This window comes from Glycomyces sp. NPDC050141, from assembly GCF_055586545.1.
This window is the reverse complement of sequence record NZ_JBVJHZ010000001.1, coordinates 37,590-63,155: the sequence shown is the minus strand read 5'-3', so window position 1 is coordinate 63,155 and position 25,566 is coordinate 37,590. Positions and strand designations below refer to the sequence as shown.

The window sequence follows — 25,566 nt, the reverse complement described above, 5'->3', positions numbered from 1 at the left end:
CCCGGCAGGGGCCGGGCGCCTGCTTTTTCCGGGGACCCGCGGTGGCGGGCGCCCGATACCCTCTGGGCACGGTCCCCTCCGCTGTTCACGGTCTCTCGGAGGGCACCTGTGCACCTGAACCTGCTCCGCACCTTCATGTTCGTCTACCGGACGGGCTCGTTCTCCCGCTCAGCGATCCACCTCGGACTCTCCCAGCCCGGCGTCACCGCGCAGATCCGCAATCTTGAGAAGCAGCTCGGCTGCGACCTGTTCGACCGCACGCCGCAAGGCGCGGCGCCGCTGCCGCAGGCCGACGCGCTCGCCACCGACATCGCCGCCCACATGGACGCCCTTGAGACACTGTGGAACCGGCACTCAGACGGCAACAGCGGCACCGAACCCACGGTCTATCTCGCCGGACCGGCCGAGCTGCTGGGCATGGCGGTCATCCCCGCGCTCCACGAGTGCCTGTCGCTCGGCATCCGCGTCCACGCGATCCACGGCCTCCCGGACACGCTCCTCAAGGGACTCGGCACGGGCCGGTACGACCTCGTCGTCTCCACCACCAAACCGGGCCGCAGCGACCTCTCCGCGGTTCCCTTGGTGGACGAGCAGTTCGTGCTCGTCGCCCCTGCCGGGTACGAGCCGCTGCGGGGCGTCCCGGCCGAGGCGCGCGCCACCGGGGACTTCCCGCCGGAGTGCCGGGTCATCGCCTACGCCCCCGACCTGCCGGTGGTGCGCCGCTACTGGCGGGTCGTCTACAACCGGTTCCCCGACCTCACCGGGTCGATCGTCGTCCCGGACCTGCGCTCGGTCCTCAACGCCGTGCGGGCCGGACTCGGGATGTCGGTGCTGCCGACCTACCTGTGCAAGGACGCGCTCGACGCCCGCGCCATCGAGATCGTCTACCACCCGCCGAACACCCCGTTCAACACCATCTACCTGGTGCGGCGCCGCTCCGCGAAGGCCGATATCGCCACGGGGCGCGTCCACGAGGTGCTCGTGCGCGCCGCCCGGTCCTGGTGAGCCGCCGATTTCCTGAGGTCATCTTGAGTTAACCCGGGGTTCAGTCCGAGTCGCCCCGGTTTCACTCATCGCGTTCCCAACGACAAGGAGCGCCGATGAGCGGAACAGGCATGCCGCCTGACACCAGTGATCCGGGCCAGCTGCGGCGCACGGCCAGCGCGCTGCACTCGTTCAACCGGTTCGAGATCAAGTACCTCCTCTCGTATGAGGAGGTGCCGCGGCTGCGCGAGGAGCTGGCCGCGCGCATGGAGGCCGACCCGTTCACGACGCGCGGCGGGTACCCGGTGACCAGCCTGTACTACGACTCGACGTCGCTGCGGTACTACTGGGAGAAGATCGAGGGCCTGCGGTTCCGCCGCAAGCTGCGGGTGCGCGCGTACGGCGACCGCCACGAGCTCACCGACGACACCCCGGTGTTCATCGAGATCAAGCAGCGGGTCAACCGGGTCACGCAGAAGCGGCGCGTCAGGGTCCCGTACCTCTTGGCGCGCAAGCTGTGCGATGAAGCGGTCCTGATCGACCACTCCCCCGAGCAGCGGCCGTTCCTCGAAGAGGTCATGGGCCTGGTCGAGGGGCACGGGCTGCGGCCCACCGCGATCACGGCGTACAACCGCGAGGCCTACCTCGGGACGGACGCCGACCTGGGCCTGCGCGTCACGATCGACCACCGGGTGCGCGGCCGCGACCGCGACTTCCACCTCGGCGCGGAGGTCGAGAACCGGCTCATCATCCCGCCGCACAAGGCGATCGTCGAGGTCAAGGCCAATGAGAGGGTCCCGTACTGGGTCACCGACACGGCCGCGCGCCTCGGCATGTCCGTCGTGCGGATCTCCAAGTACTGCCAGAGCATCGAGGCGCACGGCCTGGCCCCGCGCTCGGTGTTCCACCTGCCCGTCGAGGACGACTACGCCGTCCGCGCGAACCCCGCACCCGTCTCCGCCTCCGTCTAGATCCAGAAAGCAGCCATGGACTTCCTGACCAACTTCAACGACCTCTCGGCCGAGTTCAGCGTGGCGGACATCGCCATCTCGCTGACCCTGTCGTTCCTGCTCAGCTGCGTGATCGGCATCGTCTACCGCCGCACGCACCAGAACGTCTCGTACAGCCAGTCGTACGTGCAGACCCTCATCATCATGGGCGTGGTCATCGCGGTGATCATGCTGATCGTCGGCTCGAACGTGGCGCGCGCGTTCGCGCTCGTCGGCGCCCTGTCGATCATCCGGTTCCGCAACGCGCTCAAGGAGACCCGCGACGTCGGGTACATCTTCCTGGTGATGGGCGTGGGCATGGCCTGCGGCACCCGGTTCTACCTCCTGGCAGTCATCGCCACCGTCGTGGTCTGCCTGGTCATGCTCATCATGCACCGCTTCAACTGGTTCGCGCACAACGTGCAGCGCCAGGTCGTCAAGGTCCACGTGCCCACCGACGACGACTACTCGAACCAGATCGACGACGTCCTGATCCGCAACACCGACGAGTTCGAGCAGGTCAGTATCGAGACGATCCGCGGCGGCGCGCTCATCGAGATGACGTACACCGTGCGCCTGAAGAAGGGCAAGAACGCGGCCGGGCTGCTCGGCGACTTGCGCGACGTGACGCAGGGCCAGCAGGTCACGGTGCTGACCGGTTACGACCAGACGGACCTGTAGCCATGGGCGCCAGGAGCATTCGTCACCGGATTCCGGTGAGCCTCCGGCACTACTGGAAGCTCATCGCGGGGTCGGTCGGGCTCATCGCGGTGCTCACGCTGGTGGTCGGGACCGTGCGGGCCACGGCCCTGGTCTACTCGGACGCCAACGAGGGGTTCGTGGTCACCAACGACATCCAGGGCACGGTCGACCTGTTCGACACGAGCGTCGCGCACGAGATCAGCCTGTCGTACAGCGACGCGGACTTCGAGGAGATGCAGGCGACCTTCGAGGAGTCCGGCGAGAAGGAGTGGATCAAGGCCGACATCACGATCGACGGCGTGACCATCTCCGACGTGGGCATCCGCCTCAAGGGCAACTCGACGCTGTCGGCGCTCGGCGGCGGGATGACCATGGGCGGCAACGCCGAGGACGGGGAGCAGCAGTTCCCCGGCGGCGGCGAGATGCCCGAGGGCATGGAGCTCCCTGAGGGCATGGAGATGCCCGAAGGCATGGAGATGCCGGCCGACGGGGGCCAGATGCCCGGCGGCGGCATGGGCGGCGGCTCCGGTTCGTCGGTCAGCTTCGACTCGCCGGAGGGCCTGCCGTGGCTCATCGACTTCTCGAAGTACGTCGACGGCCAGGTCTACCAGGGGAACCAGCAGATCAGCCTGCGTGTGGAGTCCGCGATGGGCGGCAGCGGATCGACCTTGAACGAGGCGGTCGCGCTGGAGCTCATCGAGGCCAGCGGGGAAGCTACCTACGACTGGAACTACTCGACGGTGTCGGTCAACGGCTCGGAGGGCGTCACCCGCCGGGTCGTGGACATCATGGACGTGACCTGGGCCGAGGAGGAGTACGGCGAGAGCGCCGGGGTGCTCTACAAGGCCCTGTCCACGGGCAGCTTCGAGTACCAGGGCGAGGACCCCGACGACTACGAGGACGACTTCAAGCAGGTCAGCATGGAGGGCTCGGCGGATGTGCAACCGCTCGTGGACTTCCTGAAGTGGCTCAGTGAAGCCGACGACGCGACCTTCGACGCGGAGCTCGGCGACTGGGTCGACATCGAGTCGTTCGCGAACTACACGGCCCTGCAGAACCTGCTCACCAACGGCGACGACATGGCCGGACCGGGGAAGAACTTCTACCTCTGGTACGACTACGGGACCGGGCTCATCAGCATCGTGACCTGGGACGTCGACCTGACGCTCCAGACGGCGGAGCTCGCGCCGGACGAGACCGCCTCAATCGGCGGCGGCATGGGCGGCGGCGGGTTCCCGGGCCAGGAGCAGGCCACCGAAGAAGCCGCGACCGACGAGACCGCAACGGCTGAAACGCAACAGCAGGGCCAGATGCCCGGCGGCGGCGAGATACCGGAAGGCATGGAGGAAGGCGGCATGGGCGGCGGCGGCATGGGAGGCAACGAGCTCAAGGAGCGGTTCCTCGCGTCCGAGGCCTTCCAGGACGAGTACATGGCGGCCTACAACGAGCTGTACGACTCGCTGTTCGCCTCCGGCGCGGCCCTGGAAGCGGTCGACACCGCAGCGGCTGCGGCCGAAGCGAACGGGGCCGACGTCGCCAGCGCGGCCGAGACCCTGAAGGCGACCATCCAGCAGCGCACCGAGTTCCTGGCGACGGAACTCGCGGCCGAATAACGACGAAGGCCCTGACGCGGCACGGCGGCAGGGCCTTCGTCATCGCTGTTCAGCCGGTCAGCGCAGGCCCTAGGACGACGGCCGCCACGCCGAAGTAGATGAGCAGGCCGGTAGCGTCGCACAGCGTCGAGACCATCGGAGCCGAGATGACGGCCGGGTCGATGCCCACTTTCTTTGCCAGGAGCGGCAGGAACGAGCCTACGAACGTCGACCAGGTGCAGATGCACAGCAGGGTCACGGCGATGATGAGCCCGATGTCCCAGCCGTAGAGGAACCCGACGACCGGGCCGCCGATGACCGCCAGGATGATGCCGAGCACGAAGCCCACACGGGCTTCGCGCCAGATGATCTTGAAGACGTCGGAGAAGCGGACCTCGCCGACGGCCATGGCGCGGATGATCGTGACCGACGCCTGCGAGCCCGAGTTCCCGCCGGTGCCGGTGAGCAGGGAGATGAACAGCGCCAAGACGGTCATGTTCGCGAGGTAGCCCTCGAAGGTGTTGAGCACGGTCACCGTCAGCGAGGCGCTGATGGCGAGCACCGTGAGCCACAGGGCGCGCTTGCGCGCGAGCATGAACACGCCCGCGGAGAGGTACGGCCGTTCCAGGGGCTCGGCCGCACCGGCGAGCGTGGCGTCCTCAGTGTCCTCGGCTTCGAGGACTTCCATGGCGTCGTCCCAGGTGATGAGGCCGACCAGGCGCTCCTCGTGGTCGACGACCGAGAGCGCGATGAGGTTGGCCTCCTGGATGAGGCGGGCCGCCTCTTCCTGGTCGGTGTCGGTCGAGACCTGGTAGTGCTCGTCCGCGATGAGCTCGTGGACGGGCGTGTCGGGGTCGGCGCTCACGAGGTCGGCGAGGGTGACGGTGCCGAGGAGTTTGCGGTGGCCGTCGGTCACCGGCAGCACGTCGAGGTGGCGGGGGCGTTCGCGCAGGTGCCGGATGCGTTCGATCGCGGCGGCGGCGGTCATGGAGGCGCGCAGCGACACGAAGTCGGGGGTCATGATGCGCCCGGCGGACTCGGGTTCGTACCCGAGGAGCTGGGCGGTGGTGCGCCGGTCGGCGGCGCTCAGCTGGGACTGGAAGCGGGTGGCGACCTTCGCGGGCATCTCGTCGAAGAGCTTGGCCCGGTCGTCCGCTTCCATCGAGTCGAGCAGGTCGCGCACGAACTCGGTCTTGAGTCCGTCGAGGAGTTCCTGCTGGTGGACGGTGTCGAGTTCTTCGAAGACGGCGAGCGCGCGGTCCTTCGGGAGCAGCCGGAAGCGCAGGGCCTGGTCGGCCAGTTCCATGCGGGGCAGTTCTTCGGCGAGTTCGACGGTCGAGGTGTCGGCGAGTTCCAGACGGAGTGCCGCGAGCTCGTCTACCGCCGCGGGCGAAATGGGCTGAATGAGCTGTGCCATGTCAGCCACCTCCTAAACACGAGGAAAGGGCCGTGCCCTTAACCCGCGAAGGAAGTGCAGGTCAGCCCGTCCGCTCCAATGTAAGAGGACGCGGGGCACGGTAAAAGGAAAACAGGGAGAACACGTCGGTATCTCGACTAGATCCGGGGTCATCGCCCATGGTCTCCACCTCCTTCGGCCGCACTTCTGCTGACGCGCTCAAGGGTAGCAATCACTTGTGAACAACATCGCTCTCTGGGGTGCCCAAAGACTCGCGGCTCACACTGGGAGTGAACGGACAGGAAACGCAAAAAGGCCGGATCTGACGACCCGGCCCCTCGCGTGTTCGCCTAGCTCAGCTTGTCCAGGATGATCTGGCGGACGGTGCCCGCGTCGGCCTGGCCCTTGGTGGCCTTCATGACCGCGCCGATGAGGACCCCGGCGGCGGCGTGGGTGCCGCCGCGGATCTTGTCGGCGACGGCCGGGTTCGCGGCGATGGCCTCGTCGACGGCGGCTTCGAGCGCCCCGGTGTCGGAGACGACTTCGAGGCCGCGCTTGGCGGCGACGTCGGCCGGGTCGCCTTCACCGGCGAGCACGCCGTCGATGACCTGGCGGGCCAGCTTGTCGTTGAGGCGGCCGTCGTCGACCATGCCCTGGAGTTCGGCGACCTGCTTCGGCGTGATCGCGAGCGCGGCGAGTTCGTCGCCGGACTCGTTGGCGCGGCGCGAGAGCTCGCCGAGCCACCACTTGACGGCACCGGACGGCGTGGTCCCGGCGTCGACGGTGGCCTGGATCAGGTCGACCGCGTCGGCGTTGACGACCGACTGCATCTCCTTGTCCCCCAGGGCCCAATCGGCCTGGAGTCGCTCGCGGCGCTTGCGCGGGAGCTCGGGGAGTCCGGCGCGCAGCTCCTCGACCCACTCGCGGGAGGGCTCCATGACGGCCAGGTCGGGCTCCGGGAAGTACCGGTAGTCGGTGGCTTCCTCTTTGGAGCGTCCGGCGCGGGTCTCGCCGGTGGTCTCCTGGAAGTGGCGGGTCTCCTGGAAGATCCGCGTGCCCTCGTCGAGGAGCGCGGACTGGCGGCGCACCTCGTAGCGGACGGCGCGTTCGACCGAGCGCAGCGAGTTGACGTTCTTCGTCTCGGTGCGCGTGCCCCACTCCTCGCCGGGCAGGTTGAGCGAGAGGTTGACGTCGCAGCGCAGCGACCCCTGCTCCATGCGCACGTCGGAGACGCCGAGGGAGCGGACGATGTCGCGCAGTTCGGCGGTGTAGGCGCGGGCGACCTCGGGGGCGAGGGCGCCGGTGCCGGGGACGGGCTTGGTGACGATCTCCACGAGCGGGATGCCGGCGCGGTTGTAGTCCACAAGCGACTCGGTGGCGCCGTGGATGCGGCCGGTCGCGCCGCCGACGTGGAGGGTCTTGCCGGTGTCCTCTTCGAGGTGGACCCGCTCGATCTCGATGCGGTACTCCTTGCCGTCCACGACCACGTCGACGAAGCCGTTCTCGCACAGCGGCTCTTCGTACTGGCTGGTCTGGAAGTTCTTCGGCATGTCCGGGTAGAAGTAGTTCTTCCGGGCGAAGCGCGTCCACTCGGCGATGTGGCAGTTCAGGGCCAGGCCGATCTTGATGGTGGCCTCGATCGCGGCCTTGTTGGCGACCGGGAGGGCACCGGGCAGGGCCAGGCACACCGGGCAGGTCTGCGTGTTCGGCTCGGCGCCGAACGCGGTCGAGCAGCCGCAGAACATCTTGGTGCGCGTGTCGAGCTCGATGTGGGTCTCGAGGCCGAGGACGGGCTCGTAGGTCTCGACGGCCTTGTCGTAGTCGTTCAACTTGGTCATCGCGATTACTTCCCTTCGATCTCGGGCGCGGTGTCGGCGAGCAGGGTGTCCTGGGTGGACTCCAGGGCGGCCGCGACGCGGTAGGTGATGTCGTCGCCCATGACCGGGCCCATGACCTGCAGACCCACGGGCATGCCCTCGGAAAGGCCCACGGGCACCGAGACGCCCGGGCCGCCGTAGAGGTTGGTCGGGATCGTGTACAGGTCGGCGAGGTACATCTGGTACGGGTCGCCGGTGCGCTCGCCGAACTTGAAGGCGATGAACGGCGTGGTCGGGCTGATGATCGCGTCGACCGACTCGAAGGCCTTCTCGAAGTCCTGCTTGATGAGCGTGCGGACGAGCTGGGCCTTGCCGTAGAACGCGTCCACGTACCCGGCGCTGAGCGCGTAGGTGCCGAGGATGATGCGGCGCTTCACTTCCGGGCCGAAACCGGCTTCGCGGGTGAGGCTCATGACCTCTTCGAGCGAGCGCTGGCCGTCGTCCCCGGCGCGCAGGCCGTACCGGACGCCGTCGTAGCGGGCCAGGTTCGAGGAGGCCTCGGACGGCGCGATGAGGTAGTAGGTCGGCAGCGCGTACGTGAAGGACGGGCAGGAGACCTCGACGATCTCGGCCCCGAGCTTCACGAGCTGCTCGACACCGGCCTCGTAGGCGGCGATGACGCCGGGCTCGGCGGCGTCGGCGCCCTCGGCGAACTCCTTGACGATGCCGAGCTTGACGCCGGACAGGTCGCCGTTCGCACCGGCCTTCGCGGCTTCGACGACCGGCGGGACGGGCGCGTCGATCGCGGTGGAGTCGCGCGGGTCGTACCCGGAGATGACCTCGTGCAGCAGCGCGCCGTCGAGGGCGTTGCGGGACACGGGACCCGGGGTGTCGAGCGAGGACGAGAAGGCGATGAGGCCGTAACGGGAGTTCGACCCGTACGTGGGCTTCGCGCCGAAGGTGCCGGTGACGGCGCCGGGCTGGCGGATCGAGCCGCCCGTGTCGGTGCCGATGGCGAGCGGGGCCATCTTCGCGGCGACGGCCGCGGCCGAGCCGCCGCCGGAGCCGCCGGGGATGCGCCCGGTGTCCCACGGGTTCAGGGTCGCGCCGAACGCGGAGTACTCGGTGGAGGAGCCCATCGCGAACTCGTCCATGTTCGTCTTGCCGAGGATCGGCATCTTCGCGGCCTTGATGCGCTCGGTGATCGTCGCGTCGTAGGGCGGAACCCAGCCTTCGAGCATCTTCGAGGCGGCGGTGGTCGGCAGGCCCTTGGTGACCACGACGTCCTTGACGGCGATGGGCACACCGGCGAGCGGACCGAGGTCCTGACCGGCGGCGACGGCGGCGTCGACCTCGGCCGCGGTGGCGAGCGCGCCTTCGCGGTCGACGTGCAGGAACGCGTGGATCGAGCCGTCGACGGCTGCGATGCGGTCGAGGAACGCGGTCGTGACCTCGACGGAGGTGAGGCGGCCCTCGCGGATGTCCGCGGCCAGTTCGGCGGCGGTCCGGTCGATGATGCGGCTCATGGGCTACTCCTCGTCCAGGATGCGCGGGACGCGGAAGCGGTCCTCGGCGGTGTCGGGGCCGCCCGCGAGGACGGCGTCGCGGGGCAGGGACGGCTGGGGCTGGTCTTCCCGGAAGACGTTCACCAGCGGCACCGCGTGCGAGGTCGGCTGGACGCCGTCCGTGTCGACCTCGGCGAGCGTCTTCATCGATTCGAGGATGACGTCGAGCTGGCCGGCGAAGGCGTCGAGCTCGGCATCGGTGACTTCGAGGCGGGCCAGCCGCGCCAGGTGCGCGACTTCCTCGCGTGAAATCGTACTCACGACAGGTGTTTCCTAACGGTTACTAGCTGCGGGAAGACCAGTCGAGTCTAGGCCGTGCGCGGTCGCGGCCCGAAGCGGGCACCGCCCAGTGTGGGACCGCCGGAGGGGCTTACCGGGAGGTGTGACGGACGGCTCACGAAATTCGATCGACACGGATCGAGTGACCTGGATACGACCCCCTAGCCAGCGGACATGTGACGTGATACTCTTTCGTCACTGGTTCGGAACGGGTTTCCTGGTTTCCTTTCTGTTTCCTTGCTAAGAACGAGTCGGTGGGTGTTCCGACTTGTGGTGGTGTTCTCGGACCAGTACAGGCCCCGGGCTTCGGCCCGGGGCCTGGTTTTGTTTGGGCTACAAGGCATTCGCGGAAGCAGCCAATTCGCCGTCCGCGGTCTCCTCAATGTCCCCATGCTCTGCAAATTTACGGCTCGCACGCTCGCCGTGCCAGGCGCGCCAGAGCGCCGCATAGTGGCCGTCAAGAGCGATCAATTCATCATGGCTCCCCAATTCGGCGACCCGGCCGTCTTCGACGACCGCGATGCGGTCCGCATCGTGGGCGGTGTGGAGCCGGTGGGCGATCGCGATCACGGTGCGGCCCTCCAGGACCGCCGCGAGCGCGCGCTCGGTGTCGCGGGCCGCGCGCGGGTCGAGCATCGCGGTCGCCTCGTCGAGGATCACCACATCGGGGTCGGCGAGGATGATCCGCGCGAGCGCGATCTGCTGCGCGCTCGCCGCGTCCAGCTCCCGGTTCTTCCCGCCCAGCGGCGTGTCGAGCCCTTCGGGCAGGTCGAACGCCCAGTCCGCGCCGACCGCGGCAAGGGCCTCGTTCAGCTCATTGTCCGTGGCTTCAGCCTTGGCGAGGATCAGGTTGTCGCGCAGGGAAGCCGTGAAGACATGGTGCTCCTGGGTGACCAGGGTGACCCGCTTGCGGCGCTCGTCGAGCGGCAGCGCGGCCACATCGACACCGCCGATCGCGGCCCGGCCTTCACGCGGCACGTCCGAACCCGAGATGAGGCGCGCGAGCGTCGACTTGCCTGCGCCCGAAGGGCCCACAACAGCAAGGCGCTGCCCGGCGGGGACGCTGAGCGTGACGCCGTGGAGCACGTCGCGCGGGCTCGTCGGGTAGGCGTACCGGACCTCGGTGAGGTCCACCGTGCCGTCGACCGGGCGCTCGGTGGTGGCGTCCGCTTCGGCGTCCTCGGCTTCGGCGACGCCCTCGATGCGGGACATGGCCGCGAAACCGCGCTGGACCTTCTCGACCCACATGAGGAGGTGGTCGATCGGGAACATGATCTGGCGGGTCAGGACCGCGCAGGAGGCGACGGTGCCGAGGGTGACCTCGCCGTTGAAGTAGAACGCGCCGCCCACGAGCAGCACCGTCGCGGTCGGCAGCGCGTACGCGCCGTCGAGGAACGGGAAGAAGACGCTGCGCAGGAACAGCGTGTAGCGGGCGGCCTTCCAGTGCTGAGCGACCGTGGCGTCACCGGCGGCGTCGCGCTGCGCGCCGAGCCGGTAGGCCTCGGTCGTGCGCGCGCCGTCAGCGGAGGCGCCGATCGTGTCGCCGATGCCGGACTCCGCTTGGCGTTCGTTGAGGTAGCCGTTGCGGCCGCGCTTGAGGTACCAGCGGGTGCCGACCACCAGCGGCGGGACGACGACGAGCATGCACAGGCCCAGCAGCGGGCTCGCGATGAGCATGGCGCCGAAGAAGACCAGGACTTTCAGGACCGACACGGTGATCTGCGGGAGGCCGTCGCGGAACAGGACCCCGGCCTCGGGCACGTCGGCCGAGGACCGGGTCATGAGGTCGCCGGAGCCGGCCTGCTCGACCACGGGCATCGGCAGGCGCAGGGCCCGCTCGACGAACTGGGTGCGCATCCGCGCCGAGAGCCGCTCGCCGAGACGGTACGAGACGTACGTACCGGCCCAGGTGAACGCCACGACCACGACGATCGCGGCGACGATGCCCAGCGCGAGCTTGTCGATCTCGCCCACGCCGGAACCGGCCGCGAGCGTGTCGAGCATGTCCCCCAGCAGGATCGGCGCGACCGCGGCGGCGACGGCCGCGACCAGGTGGAGGCTCACCGCGATGACCGCGCGGCGCTTCTCGGAGGCGAGGAGCCGGAAGAACGCGCGGCGGACCGTCCGGGTGTCGGCGATCGGCAGCTGGTTCGTGCGTTTGTCCGTCATGACTCTCCCCGGGTGACGAGTGCGCGGTAGTCGGCGTGCTCGGCGACCAGTTCGCGGTGCGTGCCGTGGGCGATGACCTTGCCGCCCTGGAAGAACGCGACCTTGTCGGCGCGTCCGAGCCACAGCGGCGACGTGGTGGCGATGGCCGTGGCGCGGCCCGCGCGGGTCTCGGCGAGGCGCTCGGCGATGCGGGCCTCGGTGTGGGAGTCGACCGCGGAGGTCGGCTCGTGCAGCAGCAGGGCCTCGGGGTTCGCGGCGATCGCGCGGGCGAGGCGCAGGCGCTGGCGCTGGCCGCCGGAGAGGGTGCGGGCCTGGTTGTCGACCTCGGTGTCGAGGCCGTCGGGGAGGGCTTCGACGACGTCGTGCGCGGAAGCGGCCTCGATGGCGGCTTCAACCCTGTCGTGGCCGTCGCGGGCGGCAACAGCAGCCGCAACGGTCCCGGCGAACAGGTACGCGTCGTGGTCGGCGACGAGCACCCGCCGCCGCAGCTCGTCCCGGTCCAGTTGCGCCACAGGCACAGTCCCGAAGCGCGCCTCGGACTCGGTGAACCCGCCGAGCCGGTCGAAGACCGCGGCGACCTGCTCGGAGTCGCCGGACGCTACCGCCAGCAGCTCCCCTCCCGCGACGGTGAGGCCCGACTCGGGGTCGTGGAGCTCGGCGCCTTCGCGCGGACCGGGCAGGATCTCGCCGGGGGCCTCGCGTTCGGGCGTGTTCAGCAGTTCGCAGACCTTGCCCGCGGCGACGCGGCCCTCGATGATCCGGTACGTGCAGCCGATGAGCCAGTGCACGGGCAGCAGCAGCGCGCCGGTGTACCCGAACGCGGCGACCATCTGGCCCGGCGTCAGGTCCCCGGAGGCCACTTGCCTTGCGGCGATCCAGATGACGACGCCGAGCAGGATCGCGGGCGTGCCCTCGCCGAGGGAGTTCAGCCAGGCGGTGGGCCCGGCGACCTTGTACCCGGCGGTGCGCAGGGCGTCCGAGTCGCGTTGGTACGAGGCGTTGAAGCGGGCCTCGCCGCCGATGCCGCGCAGCACGCGCAGGCCCGAGACGATGTCGGAGGCGCGCTCGGTGATGTCGCCGACGCGCTCGCGGTACTGCTCCTGGCGGTCTTGCAGGCGAGTGAGCAGCGGGCCGGTGATGAGGCCGACGATGAACACGCCGATGAAGATGGTGAGGCCCAACGCGACCGACGTGTTGAACAGCAGCACCCCGACCGCGATCAGGCCGACGAGGCAGCCCGCGGTGGGCGCGAGCGAGTCGACGGCCCACGAGATCCGGTTGATGTCAGTGGCGCCGACGCTCACGACCTCGCCGGTGGTGAGCTTCTTCCTCAGGTCGTCGCCGAGCCGGTTGACCTTGCGGGTGGCGAGCTGCAGGACCCGGTAGGAGGCGTCCGCGCGCCAGAACACCGTAAGGCGGTGCGACCAGACGATCATGCCGGCCGTGACGAACCCGGCGAGGACCATGCCGAGCGACCAGAACGCCAGCGCGCCCCAGTCCCGTTCGCGCAGACCGTTGTCGACGGCCCCGGTGAGGAAGAACGGCAGCACGGGCAGCGAGCCGAGCGCGATGCCCGACGTGATGAGCGCCGCGACGGTGAGGCCCTTGCGGCGCGTGGCGAGCCAGGCGAGGAGCCGCCAGGGGGTGGTCGGCGGCTGCTTCGCCGACGCCGCGGACGACGGGTCGCCCCTGGTCCCTTCGGGGAGCAGGGGGTCGTCGAGCGGGAGCACGGGGGCGCGGAGGAACCTCACTAGCCGAGCGTAAAGGGAGGGTCCGACACCCGGCAATCCATTAACCCCTCGAACGGGTGCCTACCAGCATGTTTCGCCGTGAGTCCCGGCTGGTGAGAGACCGAGATCTCCCCATCCTTGAGTGACGCAGACCACTGCACGTTTCCTGCATTTGGCGATGAATCCGTGCGGCTCGCGCGGTCTCATCATCATCACCAGCACGACAACCAGCGGAAGGAAACCCCTATGAGCCAGCTTCTCAGGGTCCAGAACTTCAACGTCTCGGCTGACGGCTTCGGCGCTGGCGACGGCCAGTCCCTCGAACGGCCCTTCGGGCACGCCGACCCCGGCACGATGTTCGCCTGGGCCGGTGCGACCGCGAGCTGGCCCAACCGCACCGATCCCGGCGGCAGCCGCGGCATCGACGACTACTTCACCCGCGACTTCGCCAACAACATCGGCGCGGAGATCATGGGCGCCAACAAGTTCAGTCCCTACCGCGGCCCGTGGGAGAACCTCGACTGGCAGGGCTGGTGGGGTGACGAGCCGCCGTTCCACACGCCCGTCTTCGTCATGACCCACCACCTCCGGCCGTCGTTCTCCCTGTCCGACACGACGTTCCACTTCACCGACGCCGACCCGGCCGCCGTCCTCGACCAAGCCCGCGAAGCAGCCCAAGGCAAAGACGTGCGCCTCGGCGGCGGTGCGACCGTGATCCGGGAATTCCTGGAAGCCGACCTCGTCGACACCCTGCACGTGGCCGTCTCCCCCAAGATCGAACTCGGCTCCGGGTCGCGCCTCTGGGAGTCCCCCGACGAACTCACCGACCGCTTCCACCTCGAGATCGTCCCCAGCCCGAGCGGCGTGCTCCACCACCTCTACTGGCGGAAGTAGCCGGCGAAACCGTGCGGGGTGCAGGGAGAGTTCCCCTGCACCCCGTTTCGCGTCAGTCAGTCAAGGCCTTCGACGATGCGGAAGTCGCGCTCGACGGCGTCGGACAGGACGACCAGCGCCTCCTTGTATGCCGCGCTCTCGTGGGTCGCGACCGCCTGTGCAAAGCTGTCGAACTCGATCAGGATGGTGCGCTCGGCGATTCCGGCGTCATGGGCGACGACCTGACCGCCGCGGACGAGCACCCGCCCGCCCCCGGCCTTGACGGCCGCGGCGGCGAGCTTGCTGTACGCGGCTAGCTTCTCGGGGTCGGAAATGGTGCGGTAGGCACTGACCCAGTAGCCCTTGGCCATGGAAACCTCCAGTTTTCGCGCAAACGTACCCCTCGGGTCAGTGATCAGCGATCCTTTTGGGGCGCATGAGATCAAGCCCTCGCAGCGGCGGATTTGGCGATCTGCTCGATCTTCGCGCGGTAGGCCGCGCGGGCTTCCTCGTCGATCGGCTGCTCGTACTCGGGGCGCATGCCGGTCCGGCCGTCGAGGCCCTCGCGGAGGATGTCGGCGTGCCCGGCATGCCGGGTGGTCTCGCCGAGGACATGGACCAGGACGGCGAACAGGGTGGTGTCGTCGTAAGGCTTCGGCCACCACGGCACGCGGCCGGGGGCGTCGATGGGAAGCCCGCCGATCGTCGCGTCCGCGTGCTCCCATGCGTGCCTGTAGAACCCGATGATCTGGTCGCGTCTCTCGTCCTCCGACGCCCACTGATCGCCGCCGTCGGCGTCCTCCCACCGGCAGAGCGCCTCAGGGAACGGGCGGTCGAACACCTCGCCGAAGTACCTGGCCTCGACCGTGGCCACGTGTTTGACCAGGCCGAGCAGGTTGGTCCCGGTCGCCGTCAAAGGCCTGCGGGCGTCGTACTCGGACAAGCCGTCGAGCTTCCACAGCAGCGCCTCACGGTCCCGCCGCAGCCGCCCGTGCAGATGGTCTTTCGCGAACTCATCGATCATGCGTCCCGAGTCTGCCACGGACCGGCGGGGACTCCCGCCGGTCTACGCTTCGAACATGCAAGGAGGACAAGACCACCACGAGTTCAAGGCTCGCGAGACCTTCGATGAAGATCCGGAGAGCTACCACCTCGCTCGTCCGGACTACCCGGCAGAGCTGTACTCGATCCTCGCCGACCGCTGCGGTTTGACCGCGGGCGTTCAGGTCCTGGAGATCGGCCCTGGGACCGGCCAGGCCACTCGCGATCTACTCGATCGCGGCGCCGAGGTCACAGCAGTCGAACTCGGTGCGGGACTTGCCGAGAAGTTGCGGACATCGCTGCCCGATCCGCAGCTCACGGTCATCGTGGGCGATGTCGCGGAAGTGCCGTTGCCGGATTCCGGGTTCGACCTTGCGGTCTGCGCCACGGCCTTTCACTGGCTCGAACCGGCCGAAGTCATGCCGTCGCTTGCGAAGGCGCTTCGCTCGGGCGGGGCACTCGCGGTCTGGTGGAACGTCGTGGGAGATCCGGACCGGCCGACACCGTTCCAGGATCGCCTTCGGGAGATCTGGCTCGAACACGTGCCAGTGCGAACCGGAAGCCGATCCAGAGGCCAAGGGCCGCATGAGTTGCGGACTGCCGAGCGCATCGCAGACCTTCAGGTCGGCGGACACTTCGGTGAAGTCGCGGTCGATCGGATCTCTTGGGACTTCCGGCTCACCGCTGCTGGTGCACGGAGGCTCTACTCGACCTTCTCCACGCTCAAAGGCCTTGCGGAGGAGCGAAGGGAAGCCCTCCTCGACCGGATCGCCGTTCTGATCGAGGAGGAGTTCCACGGCGAGGTCATGTACCCCTATGTGACAGTTGTGTACACGGCTCGGAAAGTCGCATAGGGACTGCGATTCAGGGCGGCGAGGGCTATTCGGCGGTCAGGCGTTGCCGGACTGCTTCGAGGTGGTCCGCCGATACCCCGGCACTAGTGAGGTAGGCGGCTACTCCCCCGTGTTCGTCGTCGAAGTGGTCGAGCAGCTCTTGCATCGTCTTGGCCTCGGCGCCTTCGGTGGCCGTGTAGTCGGCGACGATGGTTTCGTGGTCGGCGCCCGCGATGGAAAGTGCAAGAGCGGTCAGGATTCCGGCACGGTCGCGGCCTGCGTGGCAGTGCACCAGGACCGGTCCGGGAGGCGCTTCGGCGATCGCGGTGAACGCGGTGGCCACCCGCTCGGGCGCGTGGTCGACCTCGGGGCGGTAGTCGTCGGGAGCGGTCGGATCGAAGCCCGGGTAGACGCCGAGCAGCGGCAGATTCAGGTAGATCTCGTCTTCCGCGAAGGGGCTCGGGTATTCCCGGGCTTCCCACCCGTGGCGGAGGTCGAGGATGCGGACGACCCCGAGTGCGCGGACCGCCGCTATGCCCTCTTCGGTCAGCAGGTCGTGGTTGTCCGAGCGCAACAGCGCATTCGCGCGGACCGAACCGCCTCCGGCAATGGGCGTCCCACCCAAGTCGCGGGCGTTGACGCAGTCGGGGAGGTCGAGAAAGGGCATGGCACTCCATGGAAGTCGGGATTGGGGAAGCCGCCGAGTCTACCTGGACGACGGATCACGGTCCAGTTTCGAACTCCTCCGGATCGATGCCAATCCATCCGGCAATGGTGTTGCGGATGGCGACCGTTCTCGGATGGTCTGCGCCAAGCACGCGGATATGGTCGGCGACGAGAGTGTCGAGGGCCGCCAGCGCCCCGTCGAAGTCGCCGATTTGCGCCTGCCAGAATGCTAGGTTGCGGCGGGTGTGGAGCGTGGAAGGGTGTTCGGCTCCTTGCGACCGGGTGCGATCGGCGAGTAGCGCCGCGTACGTTGCTCCGGCTGTCGCCAGCTCGCCTGCTTGGCTTTGAAGCGAGGCCAGGCTCTCACGAGCTTTCATCGTGTCGAGGTGGTCGATCCCGCGGACTCGAACATAATCGGCGACCAGCATCTCCAAGTCTTCCAACGCACTGTCCAAGTCGCCTGCGTCCGCCTTTGCGAGGGCAAGGTTGCCGCGCACTGCGAACACGTCAGGGTGGTCCTCTGCGTGTCTAAGACGAACTTCCGCAAGGATCGATTCGTACGCGGCCACGCCGTCGTTCGCGTCGCCTGCTTCGACTCGCCACATGGCAAGGCCGATCCGAGTTCCGAAAGCGGTCGGATGGTCACGCCCGAGCACCCGGTCGCGGTCCTGCACCAGGGATTCGAGCACCGCCACAGCTCCAGCCGCATCACCGGTTTCGCCGAGCCAGTGCGCCATCTCGCTCCGAGTCGTGAGGGTGTCCTCGTGATCCGGACCGAGCAGCCTTTCGAAGGTGCGGTTCAAGTTCACGAAATACCGGTAGGCCTCCTCGGTCCGGCCGCTTTCCCCGAGGCTTCCTCCGGCGGTGAGCAGGACGATTCGTGCTTCGGATTCGACGATGTCTTCAAGGGCGTGGCCTTGCAGGATTCCGGCGCTCGCGCGCAGGCTGGCACCATCGTTCGGGTCGAGCTCGGGTTTCGGCCAGATGATCTGGAGCGCTCCGGCGGCAGTGACTGCGAAGTTCGTGAACCGTGCCCAGTGCAGACGGTCGCGGACCGCGTGCTGGACGAGTGCGTGGACCCGGACCGATCTGCCGTCGAAGTCGATCAGGCTCAATCGATGGAGGCGCGCGAGCACCCTGAGGACGGGTTCCGCGTCCTCTACCTGCGGATGGTCCTGCTCTTCATCAAAGCCGAGGTGTCCGAAATACATCGCTTCGGTGACGAACAGCTCGACGGGGATCCCTGCGGGATCGAGCAGGCTCGCGACCGCCATGATGCGGCTTGCCAGATGAAGCGGCGGTTCTCGGTCGGCGGCTTCGATCGACACCGCCCAGCAGGCGGCAACCTCAATCGGGTACTCGTCGGCGAGGCGTTCGGGGCGCAGCTGTGCGAGTGCGACGGTCCGGTCGTTCAGCTTCTGGGCGTAGCTCTCGCAGGTCATGCCGGGTTGGTCTCGGATGTACGCGGCCGCTTGCGCTAGTGCGAGCGGCAAATGGGCCGTGGCCTCGATGAGCGCTTCAGCGCCTTGACTGGCATCAGTGTGCGCGCCGAGTCGGTTCCGAAGGAAGGAACGAGCCTCCTCCGTGGTGAACAGATCGAGGTCCATCCGGTTGCGGCCGTGGGCATCGAGGGCCGAGTCGCGTCGGCGGGTGGTGATGACCGTGCGGCCGCGGCGGGTGTGCGGCGGCCACAGGCCCGCGAGGTCGTCGGGGTCGGTGAGATCGTCGAGGACGACCAGCCAAGAGGGCGCCTCGGGGCGGTCGAGCCAGGACAGGAAGTGCTCGGCGGCGCGCTGGCTGTCGTTGTGCTCTGCTCCAGTGACCTGTGCGGCGGCTGCGGCGAAGGCGGCGATGATTGATTCGCGGTCGGCGGCTGAGGCCCAGACGAGCAGGTCGATTTCGACTGCGTCCCATGCGCGTCGGGCGTAGGCCGCTGCCGACTGAGTCTTGCCAACGCCGCCCATGCCCGCTACGACCAGGCACGAGACCGCCTCGCTGAACGACGCTTCGAGCACCCTGTCGCTATCGCGGTGCTGCAGGCCCGCAGCGAGGCCGGGGACTCGGCCGATCAGCAGGCGGCCGTTCGTGAAGTCGTGCAGGCGGGCGGGCGCATAGTGGTTGTGGATCGACTCGGCCTGAATGAGCGTGTGGACGGGCGCGGCGAAGTCGTTGCGGAATCCCGGCCCTGGGCGGGGCGGGCCGGCGTCCTGCCTCTGAGGATCGGTCAAGGGGCGTCCTCCACTGCGAACTGACCTTCGTTTCACGATAGCGGCTGCCCGCCGCTCGCGCGATCCCTAACTGCGCAGGGCTGCAGCGGTTTCGGGGTCTGCCGGGAAGAACGATTCGATGGCGAGTTCGGCGACCGTGACGTCCATCGGAGTACCGAAGACCGTTGTGGTGCTGAGGAACGAAAGCACCTCGCTGCCGGTGTCGATGCGGAGCGGGACGACGAGGCTGTGGGGCGGGGCGGTGTCGGTGCCGCCCGGGTACTTGCGGAATTCGGCGCGGAGGGCTTCGAGTTCAGAGTCGCCGGTGGCGCGGATCTGGTGGTCGAGGCGGGTGAGGAGGTGGCCGCGCCATTGGGGGAGGTTGCGGATGCGTGGGGCGACTCCCTTGGGGTGCAGGCTGAGGCGGAGCACGTTGACCGGTGGTTCGAGAAGTTCGGGGGCGCAGCCGTCGAGGAGGCGGTCGATGGCGGGGTTCGCGTCCACCATGGTCCAGTGCCGGTCGACGACGACGGCCGGGTACGGCATGTGGCCGTCGAGGATCTGGATGAGGGCCTGGCTGATGCTGCTCATGGAGGGCTGGTCGAGCGCGGTCTCGCTGTAGGCGGGCGCGTGGCCTGCGGCCATGAGGAGGTCGTTGCGGTGGCGGAGCGGGACGTCGAGGGCTTCGCAGACCTTGGCGACCATCGCGGCGGTGGGCCGGGAGCGTCCGGTCTCGATGAAGCTGAGGTGGCGGGAGGAGATGCGGCATCGGATCGCGAGCTCCTGCTGGGTCAGGTGCCGCTGCCTGCGCCAGTGCCGGACGAGGTCGCCCGGGGTCGCTTCGGTGGGGTGTGCTGCCATGCGGCCCAGCCTAAACCCGGAGGTAATGCGGTTCATTACCTCGGAGGTAATCGACGGGGAGCGCGAACGGGGTGAAGCTGGTGTCGTTCCCGCACAACGGCGGGACATTGAGCGACAGGGAAACGACATGAACGACTTCAACGCCATCGCCGCCGCGTACCTCAACGCCTTCAACGCGACCGACGAGGCCGAGCGGAAGGGGCTCGTCGCGGAAGTGTTCGCCGCCGACGTCCGCTACACCGACCCGATGGCGGCCGTCACGGGCCGCGACGGGGTCGACGCGTTCATCGCGGGGGCGCACCAGCAGTTCCCCGGTTGGGTGTTCACGCTCGTCGGCGAAGTCGACGGGCACGGGAGCCAGGCCCGGTTCGCGTGGGGCCTCGGCCCGGAGGGCGCGGAGCCGCCCGTGGTCGGGTTCGATGTGGTCGTGGTGGACGGCGAGGGCCGGATCACGCAGGTGCTGGGTTTCCTCGACAAGGTCCCGAGCGCTTGAGCCGCAAGCGGGGCGGGCCGCGGGCCCGCCCCTAGGCCAGGTCGATGACGACGGCGGTGGCGTCGTCGTGGCGCTTGCCGCTCCAGCGGTCGGGGTCGGGGTCGGTGCGCTCGGCTTCGCGAACGGCGTCCACCAGGGCCTCGGGGCCGCGGGTCGCGATCGCCATGAGGTCCGGCAGGGCATGGCCGTACCGGTCGGTCAAGCGGGTGATGCCGTTGGTGCACAGGAGGATTCGGTGGAGTGCTGCTACCGGGCGGCTGCCGGTGAAGGCGTGGTCGGCGGCTTCGGGCACGGCTCCGGCGAACCAGGCGCCGCCGGGCTTGTTGCGGTACCGGTCGATGAACGCGCGGATGCCCTCGGGGGTCTCCGGGGGCTCGGGGAGTTCGTAGATGCGGTTGTCGGTTTCGATGGAAACCGCACCGGCGTTGTCCTCGAAGAGGATCGCGGCATCGCCGACCACCAGCCATTCCAGACGGTCGTCCCGGAGCCGCACGGCCGCGACCGTCGCTCCCGGCGAACGCGGGTGCGTCAGGTCGCAGCCCGGGCCGTGGTCGCCGACCGTGGCGCGGATGGCCGACCGGAGGGCGTCCCGCAGGGTGCCTTCGTGGAGCTTGTCGTAGAGGTGGGCGCCGAGCCGGTCGACGATCCAGGCGACGCCGTGGACGCAGCCGACGTCGACACCCGCGGGCGGGTTCGCGCCGTCGAGGACGAGAGCCCGGTCCGGGCCGGTCAGGGCCAGGTCCTGGTTCTCAGAACCGGACCCGATCTCGGTGTGGCTCTTCGCTTCGAAGGTCATGCGGGTCTCCGCTCAGACGCCGGTGCCGTGCCAGGTGTTCCAGAGTCGAGCATAGGGGCCGTTCGCTCGCAGGAGTTCGTCGTGGCTGCCGAGTTCGGCGAGGCCGCCGTCCTCGATGACGGCGATGCGGTCGGCGTCGTGGGCGGTGTGGAGGCGGTGGGCGATGCCGATGACGGTGCGGCCCTCCAGGACTGCGGCGAGGGCGCGTTCGGTGTCGCGGGCGGCGCGGGGGTCGAGCATGGCGGTCGCCTCGTCGAGGATCACCACGTCGGGGTCGGCGAGGATGATGCGGGCAAGCGCGATCTGCTGGGCGGCGGCGGGGTCGAGTTCCTTTGCCGTGCCGCCGAGTTCGGCGTCGAGGTCGTCGGCCCAGTCGGCGCCGACGGTGGCGAGGGCGCGGCGCAGTTCGGCGTCGTCGGCGTCGGGTTTGGCAAGAGTGAGGTTGTCGCGGAGGGTCGCGGTGAAGACGTGGTGCTCTTGGGTCACGAGGGTGACATGGCTTCGGCGCTCCCCGAGCGGGAGGGCGGCTACGTCGACTCCACCGATGTGGACCTGGCCCGACTTCGGCGCGTCGATGCCGGATACGAGACGGGCGATCGTGGATTTGCCTGCGCCGCTGGGACCGACGACCGCGAGGCGTTCGCCTGCGGGGATCTTCAGGTCGACGCCGTGGAGGACTTCGGGTCCGGTCGGGTAGGCGAAGTGGACACTGCTGAGTTCAACAGTGCCGTCTTCGGGGGCGGCTGTGCCGGCAGTTTCGTCGTCGCTGTCGATCGCGGCAACGCCTTCGACCCTCGCGAACGACGCGAAGCCGCGTTGCAGCCATTCGACCATCATGAGCAGGAAGTTCATCGGGCTCATGATCTGGCGGGAGAGTACCGCGCACGTGGCGACCTCGCCGAGGCTCACGCTCCCGTCGAAGTACATCGCACCGCCGAGGATCAGCACCGCCGAAGCAGGGAGCACATAGGAGCTCTCGAGCGTCAGGAAGTAGACGCTGCGCAGGAAGAGCGTGTACTTGTTCGCGGCCCAGTGCGCGGCGATCGTGGTGTCGCCGTGGGCGATCCGGTCGGCCTCGAGTCGGTAGAGCTCGGCCGTGCGGGCGCCGTCGGCGGTCGCGGCGAGGGCTTCGCCGGAGCGGGACTCCGCGCGGGCCTGCGTGAGGTAGCTGGTGCGGGCGCGCTTGAGGTACCAGCGGGCGCCAACGGCGATGAGCGGGACCGCGAGCAGCATGCAGACGGCGAGGAGCGCGTTGACCCAGATCATCGCGCCGAGGTAGACCATCGCGGTCAGGATCGCGACGGCCGCTTTCGGCAGCGCGTCGCGGATGAGGTTGCCGGATTGGGGAACGTCGACCGAGGTGCGGGTCATGAGGTCGCCCGAACCGGCCTGCTCGGCGGTGTGCAGCGGCAGGCGCAGGCACTGCTCGACGAAACGCTCGCGCAGGCGCGCGGAGAGGACCTCGCCCACGCGGTTCGCGGTGAAGCTCGCGAGCCAGGTGAGCGCGACGGCGGCGATGATCGCGGCGGCCATCCCGGCGGCGAGCAGGTCGATGTCGCCGATGCCTTCACCGGCGGCGAGCGCGTCGATCATGCGGCCCATGAGGAGCGGCGCGGCCGTCGAGGCACCGGCGGCGGCGACGCGGAGGGCGATCGCGACGCCCACGCGGGCGCGTTCGGAGAGGAGCAGGGCGACGAAGGCGCGGCGGACCCGGTCGGGTTCGGCGACAGGCAGTTCCGTGCGGGCGGTCATGAGAGCTCCCGGTTCACTAGGGCCCGGTAGTCGGGGCGGGAGAGGGCGAGTTCGGCGTGGGTGCCGGTGGCGACGACCTTGCCGTCCTGGACGAACGCGACGCGGTCGGCTCGGCCGAGCCAGAGCGGGGAGGCGCTGACGATCGCGGTGGTGCGGCCGTGCCGGTACGCGGTGAGGCGTTCGGTGATGCGCGCTTCGGTGTGGGAGTCCACTGCGGACGTCGGTTCGAGGAGGAGCAGGACCTCGGGGTCGGCGGCGAGGGCGCGGGCGAGGCGGAGGCGCTGGCGCTGGCCGCCGGAGAGGGTGCGGGCCTGGTTGTCGAGTTCGGTGGCGAGGCCGTCGGGGAGGGAGTCGATGACGTCGTCGGCGGCGGCCGTGGTGATCGCGGTCTTGGTGTCGCCGCCGATGGCGGCGGGGATGGTGCCCGCGAAGAGGTACGCGTCGTGGTCGCCGGGGAGGATGCGTCGGCGCAGCTCGTCGGAAGTCATGCGGGACACCGGGACCAGACCGAAGGACGCTTCGGAGGCGGCGAGCCCGGCGAGGCGGTCGAAGATCAGGGCGGCGGCTTCGGTGTCGGCGGTGGCGACGGCGGTGAGGCCGGGGGCGAGGGTGAGGCCGGATTCGGGGTCGTGCAGTTCGGCACCGATCTCGGGGCCCTGCAAGGGGTCTCGCGGGGCGCCGCGTTCGGGGAGGACGAGGAGTTCGCAGACTTTCGCGCAGGCCACTTCGCCTTGGATGATCGTCATGGCCGTGCCGAGGAGCCAGCGCACCGGCATGAGGAGCGCGGCCGTGTACCCGAACGCGGCGACCATCTGGCCGACGGTGATGTCGTCGGAGGCGACGAGGCGGGCGGACATCCAGACGACCGCGCCGAGCAGGATCGCCGGGGCGCCTTCGGAGATCGCGTCGATCCAGGCGCCGGGGGCGGCGAGACCGTAGCCGGACCGCTTGAGGCGCTGGGAGTCGCGGCGGTAGGCGGCGTTGAAGCGCGCTTCGCCGCCGACGCCGCGCAGGACGCGCAGGCCCGCGACGATGTCGGCGGCGCGTTCGGTGACGGTGCCGACGTCGCGGCGGTAGGTGCCGTAGCGTGCCTGGAGGCTGCGGAGCATCGGGCCGGTGAGGGCGGCGACGGCGGCCACGCCGATGAAGACGGTGAGGCCGAGGGCGGCGGACATGTCGAAGAGCAGCACGGCGACCGCGACGATGCCGGTGGCGCAGCCGACTGTGGGTGCGAGGGATTCGATGGCGCGGCCGATCGAGACGACGTCGGTGACGCCGACGCTGACCACGTTGCCGGTGGTGGTCTGGCGGCCCAGGCGCGAGCCGAGGCGGGCGGTCTTGCGGGTGGCGAGCTGGAGGACCCGGTACTGGGCGTCGTGGCGCCACCAGACGGTGAGGCGGTGGTGGACCACGATGCTCACGGCGGCAACGGAACCGGCGAGGGTGAGGGCCCCGGCCCAGGCGAGGAGGGCGCCCCAGTCGCGGCCGCGGATACCGTCGTCGACGGCGCCGGTCAGGAAGATCGGCATGACGGGGACGAGGCCGAGAGAGAAGACCGCAGAGATGAGGACGGCGGCGGCGAGGGCCTTGCGGCGGGTGGCGAGCCAGGCGAAGAGGCGCCAGGAGGTGGCGGGCGGTTCGCCGGGGTCGTCTACGGGGAGTTCGGGTGCGCGGAGGAGTGACACAGCCCCAAGGTAGCCAGGCCGTCAGATGATCGGCAAACGGTTAACTGGGTCTATTTCCCGGTGAGCCGGTCGATCCAGCTGGCGGCACTGCTCGAGGAGGACTGCTGGGCGCGGAGGTCGCCGACGAACTCGACGACGATGTCGACCAGCTTCTCGGGGCTGTTCGTGGTGGTGATCGCGCGCGGGTGCGGGGTGGTGTGGGCGTTCGTGTTCTCGGAGAAGAACACCGCGGGCGTGGGGATGCCAGCGGCGATCATGCGGTCGAGGAGGCGGGTCCCGGCGGTGTCGCCGTCGGGTTCGTGCTCGCGGCGCATATCGGTGATGACGAGGTCGTAGGAGCGCTTTCCCAAGGCGCGCATGGCCTCGTCAGTGGAGGGAACGGGGTCCACAGTGATCCCGGCGGTGCGGAAGAGCCGGATCAGGGAGTCGTTCCACTCAGGATGGTCGTCGGCCCACAGGATCGCACCGCCCTGGAGATCGCCTGCGGCCAGCGCGAGTTTCGTCGCGGCGCGCAGGCTGCGGTTCTCCGCGTGCCCGGGACGGTACGCGAGCGGCTGCTGGAAGGCGGCCGGCAGCGGCTGGTTCCACTGGGGCTGGGGCGCTTGGCCGTAGTAGGTCCCGCCGGGTGCGATGACCGGGTAGGTGGGCGGGATGTTGGGGATCTGCTGGTTGGGGGCGGTCATGGTGGCCGGGGGGCGGTCGTCGCGGGGTTCGGGGTCGGCGGGCGCGTCGGCGGGCGGGGTGGCGAGGAGGTCCGGTTCGGGTTCGGCGGGCGGCTCGGTCTGGACCGTGTCGTCCTCGTCGGCGGGTTCCTTCGGCGGGGCGGGCGGCGGGACGGTGCCGGTGCCGTAGACCGCGCCGTTCCCGGCCGGGACCGGTTGGGCCGGAAGGGGGTAGAGCGCGGCCCAGTCGGGTTCGGGGAGCGGCGGGATCTGCGGTTCGGGGCCGCGCCCGGCCTGTTCGATGGCCTGCTGGGCGAGTTCGACGGTGACCCAGGGGGTCTCGATCTTGCTCATGCGGGGGGCCTGCGCGGTGAAGATCCGCTTGGCGACGGCGAGGGCGATGAACCCGAAGCCGATCCACAGGAACGCGGGGAGCACCTTGATCAGTTCGATCCAGATGGCTTCGCTCATCGA

General features: G+C 69.2%; 22 protein-coding genes. 7 read left to right on the top strand and 15 right to left on the bottom strand.

Going from position 1 to position 25,566, the window contains the following annotated elements:
• Window positions 1-108: 108 nt before the first annotated feature.
• The 4 genes from ACZ60M_RS00285 (at window position 109) to ACZ60M_RS00270 (ending at window position 4,288) form a co-directional block, all read left to right on the top strand.
• Complete coding sequence (locus ACZ60M_RS00285) at window positions 109-1,005, top strand: LysR family transcriptional regulator (RefSeq protein ID WP_465413134.1); 897 nt, start codon at window positions 109-111, stop codon at window positions 1,003-1,005.
• A gap of 95 nt (window positions 1,006-1,100) precedes the next feature.
• Window positions 1,101-1,955: a VTC domain-containing protein gene (locus tag ACZ60M_RS00280; protein ID WP_465413132.1), complete on the top strand. Its 855-nt coding sequence runs from the start codon at window positions 1,101-1,103 to the stop codon at window positions 1,953-1,955.
• A 15-nt stretch (window positions 1,956-1,970) separates the two neighbouring features.
• The gene (locus tag ACZ60M_RS00275) at window positions 1,971-2,654 is read left to right on the top strand and encodes a DUF4956 domain-containing protein (protein WP_465413130.1); all 684 of its coding nucleotides are present in this window, start codon (window positions 1,971-1,973) and stop codon (window positions 2,652-2,654) included.
• 35 nt (window positions 2,655-2,689) lie between these two features.
• Window positions 2,690-4,288: a CotH kinase family protein gene (locus ACZ60M_RS00270; RefSeq protein ID WP_465413129.1), complete on the top strand. Its 1,599-nt coding sequence runs from the start codon at window positions 2,690-2,692 to the stop codon at window positions 4,286-4,288.
• A 49-nt stretch (window positions 4,289-4,337) separates the two neighbouring features.
• On the opposite strand, the gene mgtE is transcribed toward ACZ60M_RS00270, so the two are convergent.
• The 6 genes from mgtE to ACZ60M_RS00240 all read right to left on the bottom strand — a co-directional run bounded on the left by mgtE (window position 4,338) and on the right by ACZ60M_RS00240 (window position 13,244).
• Window positions 4,338-5,684: a magnesium transporter gene (gene mgtE, locus ACZ60M_RS00265; protein ID WP_465413127.1), complete on the bottom strand. Its 1,347-nt coding sequence runs from the start codon at window positions 5,682-5,684 to the stop codon at window positions 4,338-4,340.
• Window positions 5,685-6,013: 329 nt separating this feature from the next.
• The gene (gene gatB, locus ACZ60M_RS00260) at window positions 6,014-7,501 is read right to left on the bottom strand and encodes an Asp-tRNA(Asn)/Glu-tRNA(Gln) amidotransferase subunit GatB (RefSeq protein ID WP_465413125.1); all 1,488 of its coding nucleotides are present in this window, start codon (window positions 7,499-7,501) and stop codon (window positions 6,014-6,016) included.
• Window positions 7,502-7,506: 5 nt separating this feature from the next.
• A complete protein-coding gene (gatA, locus tag ACZ60M_RS00255) occupies window positions 7,507-9,006 on the bottom strand; it encodes an Asp-tRNA(Asn)/Glu-tRNA(Gln) amidotransferase subunit GatA (RefSeq protein WP_465413123.1) in 1,500 nt (499 codons plus the stop codon).
• Window positions 9,007-9,009: 3 nt separating this feature from the next.
• Window positions 9,010-9,306: an Asp-tRNA(Asn)/Glu-tRNA(Gln) amidotransferase subunit GatC gene (gene gatC / locus ACZ60M_RS00250; RefSeq protein ID WP_392970602.1), complete on the bottom strand. Its 297-nt coding sequence runs from the start codon at window positions 9,304-9,306 to the stop codon at window positions 9,010-9,012.
• Between the two features lie 351 nt (window positions 9,307-9,657).
• Window positions 9,658-11,493 (bottom strand): ABC transporter ATP-binding protein, encoded by a 1,836-nt coding sequence (locus tag ACZ60M_RS00245; protein WP_465413121.1) that lies wholly within the window; start codon window positions 11,491-11,493, stop codon window positions 9,658-9,660.
• Window positions 11,490-13,244 carry an ABC transporter ATP-binding protein gene (locus tag ACZ60M_RS00240; RefSeq protein WP_465413119.1) on the bottom strand — a complete coding sequence of 585 codons (1,755 nt, stop codon included), beginning with the start codon at window positions 13,242-13,244 and terminating at the stop codon, window positions 11,490-11,492. Before ACZ60M_RS00240 ends, ACZ60M_RS00245 begins: the two co-directional genes overlap by 4 nt.
• 225 nt (window positions 13,245-13,469) lie before the next feature.
• Between ACZ60M_RS00240 and ACZ60M_RS00235 the strand changes: the two genes are divergently transcribed.
• Window positions 13,470-14,117, top strand: a complete 648-nt coding sequence (locus tag ACZ60M_RS00235; RefSeq protein WP_465413118.1) for a dihydrofolate reductase family protein — start codon at window positions 13,470-13,472, stop codon at window positions 14,115-14,117.
• A 56-nt stretch (window positions 14,118-14,173) separates the two neighbouring features.
• Here ACZ60M_RS00235 and ACZ60M_RS00230 read toward each other — a convergent pair whose 3' ends face one another.
• Together ACZ60M_RS00230 and ACZ60M_RS00225 are read right to left on the bottom strand one after the other, a co-directional pair.
• Window positions 14,174-14,467 (bottom strand): DUF1330 domain-containing protein, encoded by a 294-nt coding sequence (locus ACZ60M_RS00230; protein WP_465413116.1) that lies wholly within the window; start codon window positions 14,465-14,467, stop codon window positions 14,174-14,176.
• Window positions 14,468-14,538: 71 nt separating this feature from the next.
• Window positions 14,539-15,120, bottom strand: a complete 582-nt coding sequence (locus ACZ60M_RS00225; protein ID WP_465413114.1) for a DinB family protein — start codon at window positions 15,118-15,120, stop codon at window positions 14,539-14,541.
• 55 nt (window positions 15,121-15,175) lie between these two features.
• Between ACZ60M_RS00225 and ACZ60M_RS00220 the strand changes: the two genes are divergently transcribed.
• Window positions 15,176-15,991, top strand: coding sequence for a class I SAM-dependent methyltransferase (locus ACZ60M_RS00220; RefSeq protein ID WP_465413113.1), 816 nt, complete (start codon window positions 15,176-15,178; stop codon window positions 15,989-15,991).
• 25 nt (window positions 15,992-16,016) lie between these two features.
• Here the strand turns inward: ACZ60M_RS00220 and ACZ60M_RS00215 are convergent, their stop codons facing one another.
• The 3 genes from ACZ60M_RS00215 to ACZ60M_RS00205 all read right to left on the bottom strand — a co-directional run bounded on the left by ACZ60M_RS00215 (window position 16,017) and on the right by ACZ60M_RS00205 (window position 19,704).
• Complete coding sequence (locus ACZ60M_RS00215; protein WP_465413111.1) at window positions 16,017-16,637, bottom strand: tyrosine-protein phosphatase; 621 nt, start codon at window positions 16,635-16,637, stop codon at window positions 16,017-16,019.
• A gap of 55 nt (window positions 16,638-16,692) precedes the next feature.
• On the bottom strand, window positions 16,693-18,864 hold the full coding sequence (locus tag ACZ60M_RS00210; protein WP_465413109.1) for a tetratricopeptide repeat protein: 2,172 nt from the start codon (window positions 18,862-18,864) through the stop codon (window positions 16,693-16,695).
• 66 nt (window positions 18,865-18,930) lie between these two features.
• The gene (locus tag ACZ60M_RS00205) at window positions 18,931-19,704 is read right to left on the bottom strand and encodes a helix-turn-helix domain-containing protein (RefSeq protein ID WP_465413107.1); all 774 of its coding nucleotides are present in this window, start codon (window positions 19,702-19,704) and stop codon (window positions 18,931-18,933) included.
• Window positions 19,705-19,831: 127 nt separating this feature from the next.
• On the opposite strand from ACZ60M_RS00205, the gene ACZ60M_RS00200 reads away from it, so the two are divergent.
• Window positions 19,832-20,197, top strand: coding sequence for a nuclear transport factor 2 family protein (locus tag ACZ60M_RS00200; protein ID WP_465413105.1), 366 nt, complete (start codon window positions 19,832-19,834; stop codon window positions 20,195-20,197).
• 31 nt (window positions 20,198-20,228) lie between these two features.
• Here ACZ60M_RS00200 and ACZ60M_RS00195 read toward each other — a convergent pair whose 3' ends face one another.
• Genes ACZ60M_RS00195 through ACZ60M_RS00180 form a run of 4 tightly spaced genes read right to left on the bottom strand, consistent with a single transcriptional unit; the run spans window position 20,229 to window position 25,563 of the window.
• Complete coding sequence (locus ACZ60M_RS00195) at window positions 20,229-20,993, bottom strand: protein phosphatase 2C domain-containing protein (protein WP_465413103.1); 765 nt, start codon at window positions 20,991-20,993, stop codon at window positions 20,229-20,231.
• 12 nt (window positions 20,994-21,005) lie between these two features.
• Window positions 21,006-22,745: an ABC transporter ATP-binding protein gene (locus tag ACZ60M_RS00190; protein WP_465413101.1), complete on the bottom strand. Its 1,740-nt coding sequence runs from the start codon at window positions 22,743-22,745 to the stop codon at window positions 21,006-21,008.
• A complete protein-coding gene (locus ACZ60M_RS00185) occupies window positions 22,742-24,430 on the bottom strand; it encodes an ABC transporter transmembrane domain-containing protein (RefSeq protein ID WP_465413099.1) in 1,689 nt (562 codons plus the stop codon). Before ACZ60M_RS00185 ends, ACZ60M_RS00190 begins: the two co-directional genes overlap by 4 nt.
• Before the next feature lie 50 nt (window positions 24,431-24,480).
• Window positions 24,481-25,563, bottom strand: coding sequence for a hypothetical protein (locus tag ACZ60M_RS00180; RefSeq protein ID WP_465413097.1), 1,083 nt, complete (start codon window positions 25,561-25,563; stop codon window positions 24,481-24,483).
• Between the last annotated feature and the right edge of the window lie 3 nt (window positions 25,564-25,566).

Bases quoted from the DNA above. Each gene is read 5' to 3' on its own strand.
- ACZ60M_RS00190 (WP_465413101.1), bottom strand. From the start codon at position 22,745: ATGACCGCCCGCACGGAACTGCCTGTCGCCGAACCCGACCGGGTCCGC.
- ACZ60M_RS00275 (WP_465413130.1), top strand. From the start codon at position 1,971: ATGGACTTCCTGACCAACTTCAACGACCTCTCGGCCGAGTTCAGCGTG.
- ACZ60M_RS00205 (WP_465413107.1), bottom strand. From the start codon at position 19,704: ATGGCAGCACACCCCACCGAAGCGACCCCGGGCGACCTCGTCCGGCAC.
- ACZ60M_RS00220 (WP_465413113.1), top strand. From the start codon at position 15,176: ATGCAAGGAGGACAAGACCACCACGAGTTCAAGGCTCGCGAGACCTTC.
- ACZ60M_RS00230 (WP_465413116.1), bottom strand. From the start codon at position 14,467: ATGGCCAAGGGCTACTGGGTCAGTGCCTACCGCACCATTTCCGACCCC.
- ACZ60M_RS00195 (WP_465413103.1), bottom strand. From the start codon at position 20,993: ATGACCTTCGAAGCGAAGAGCCACACCGAGATCGGGTCCGGTTCTGAG.
- gatA (WP_465413123.1), bottom strand. From the start codon at position 9,006: ATGAGCCGCATCATCGACCGGACCGCCGCCGAACTGGCCGCGGACATC.
- gatB (WP_465413125.1), bottom strand. From the start codon at position 7,501: ATGACCAAGTTGAACGACTACGACAAGGCCGTCGAGACCTACGAGCCC.
- ACZ60M_RS00245 (WP_465413121.1), bottom strand. From the start codon at position 11,493: ATGACGGACAAACGCACGAACCAGCTGCCGATCGCCGACACCCGGACG.
- ACZ60M_RS00180 (WP_465413097.1), bottom strand. From the start codon at position 25,563: ATGAGCGAAGCCATCTGGATCGAACTGATCAAGGTGCTCCCCGCGTTC.
- ACZ60M_RS00200 (WP_465413105.1), top strand. From the start codon at position 19,832: ATGAACGACTTCAACGCCATCGCCGCCGCGTACCTCAACGCCTTCAAC.
- ACZ60M_RS00280 (WP_465413132.1), top strand. From the start codon at position 1,101: ATGAGCGGAACAGGCATGCCGCCTGACACCAGTGATCCGGGCCAGCTG.
- ACZ60M_RS00225 (WP_465413114.1), bottom strand. From the start codon at position 15,120: ATGATCGATGAGTTCGCGAAAGACCATCTGCACGGGCGGCTGCGGCGG.
- ACZ60M_RS00235 (WP_465413118.1), top strand. From the start codon at position 13,470: ATGAGCCAGCTTCTCAGGGTCCAGAACTTCAACGTCTCGGCTGACGGC.
- ACZ60M_RS00215 (WP_465413111.1), bottom strand. From the start codon at position 16,637: ATGCCCTTTCTCGACCTCCCCGACTGCGTCAACGCCCGCGACTTGGGT.
- mgtE (WP_465413127.1), bottom strand. From the start codon at position 5,684: ATGGCACAGCTCATTCAGCCCATTTCGCCCGCGGCGGTAGACGAGCTC.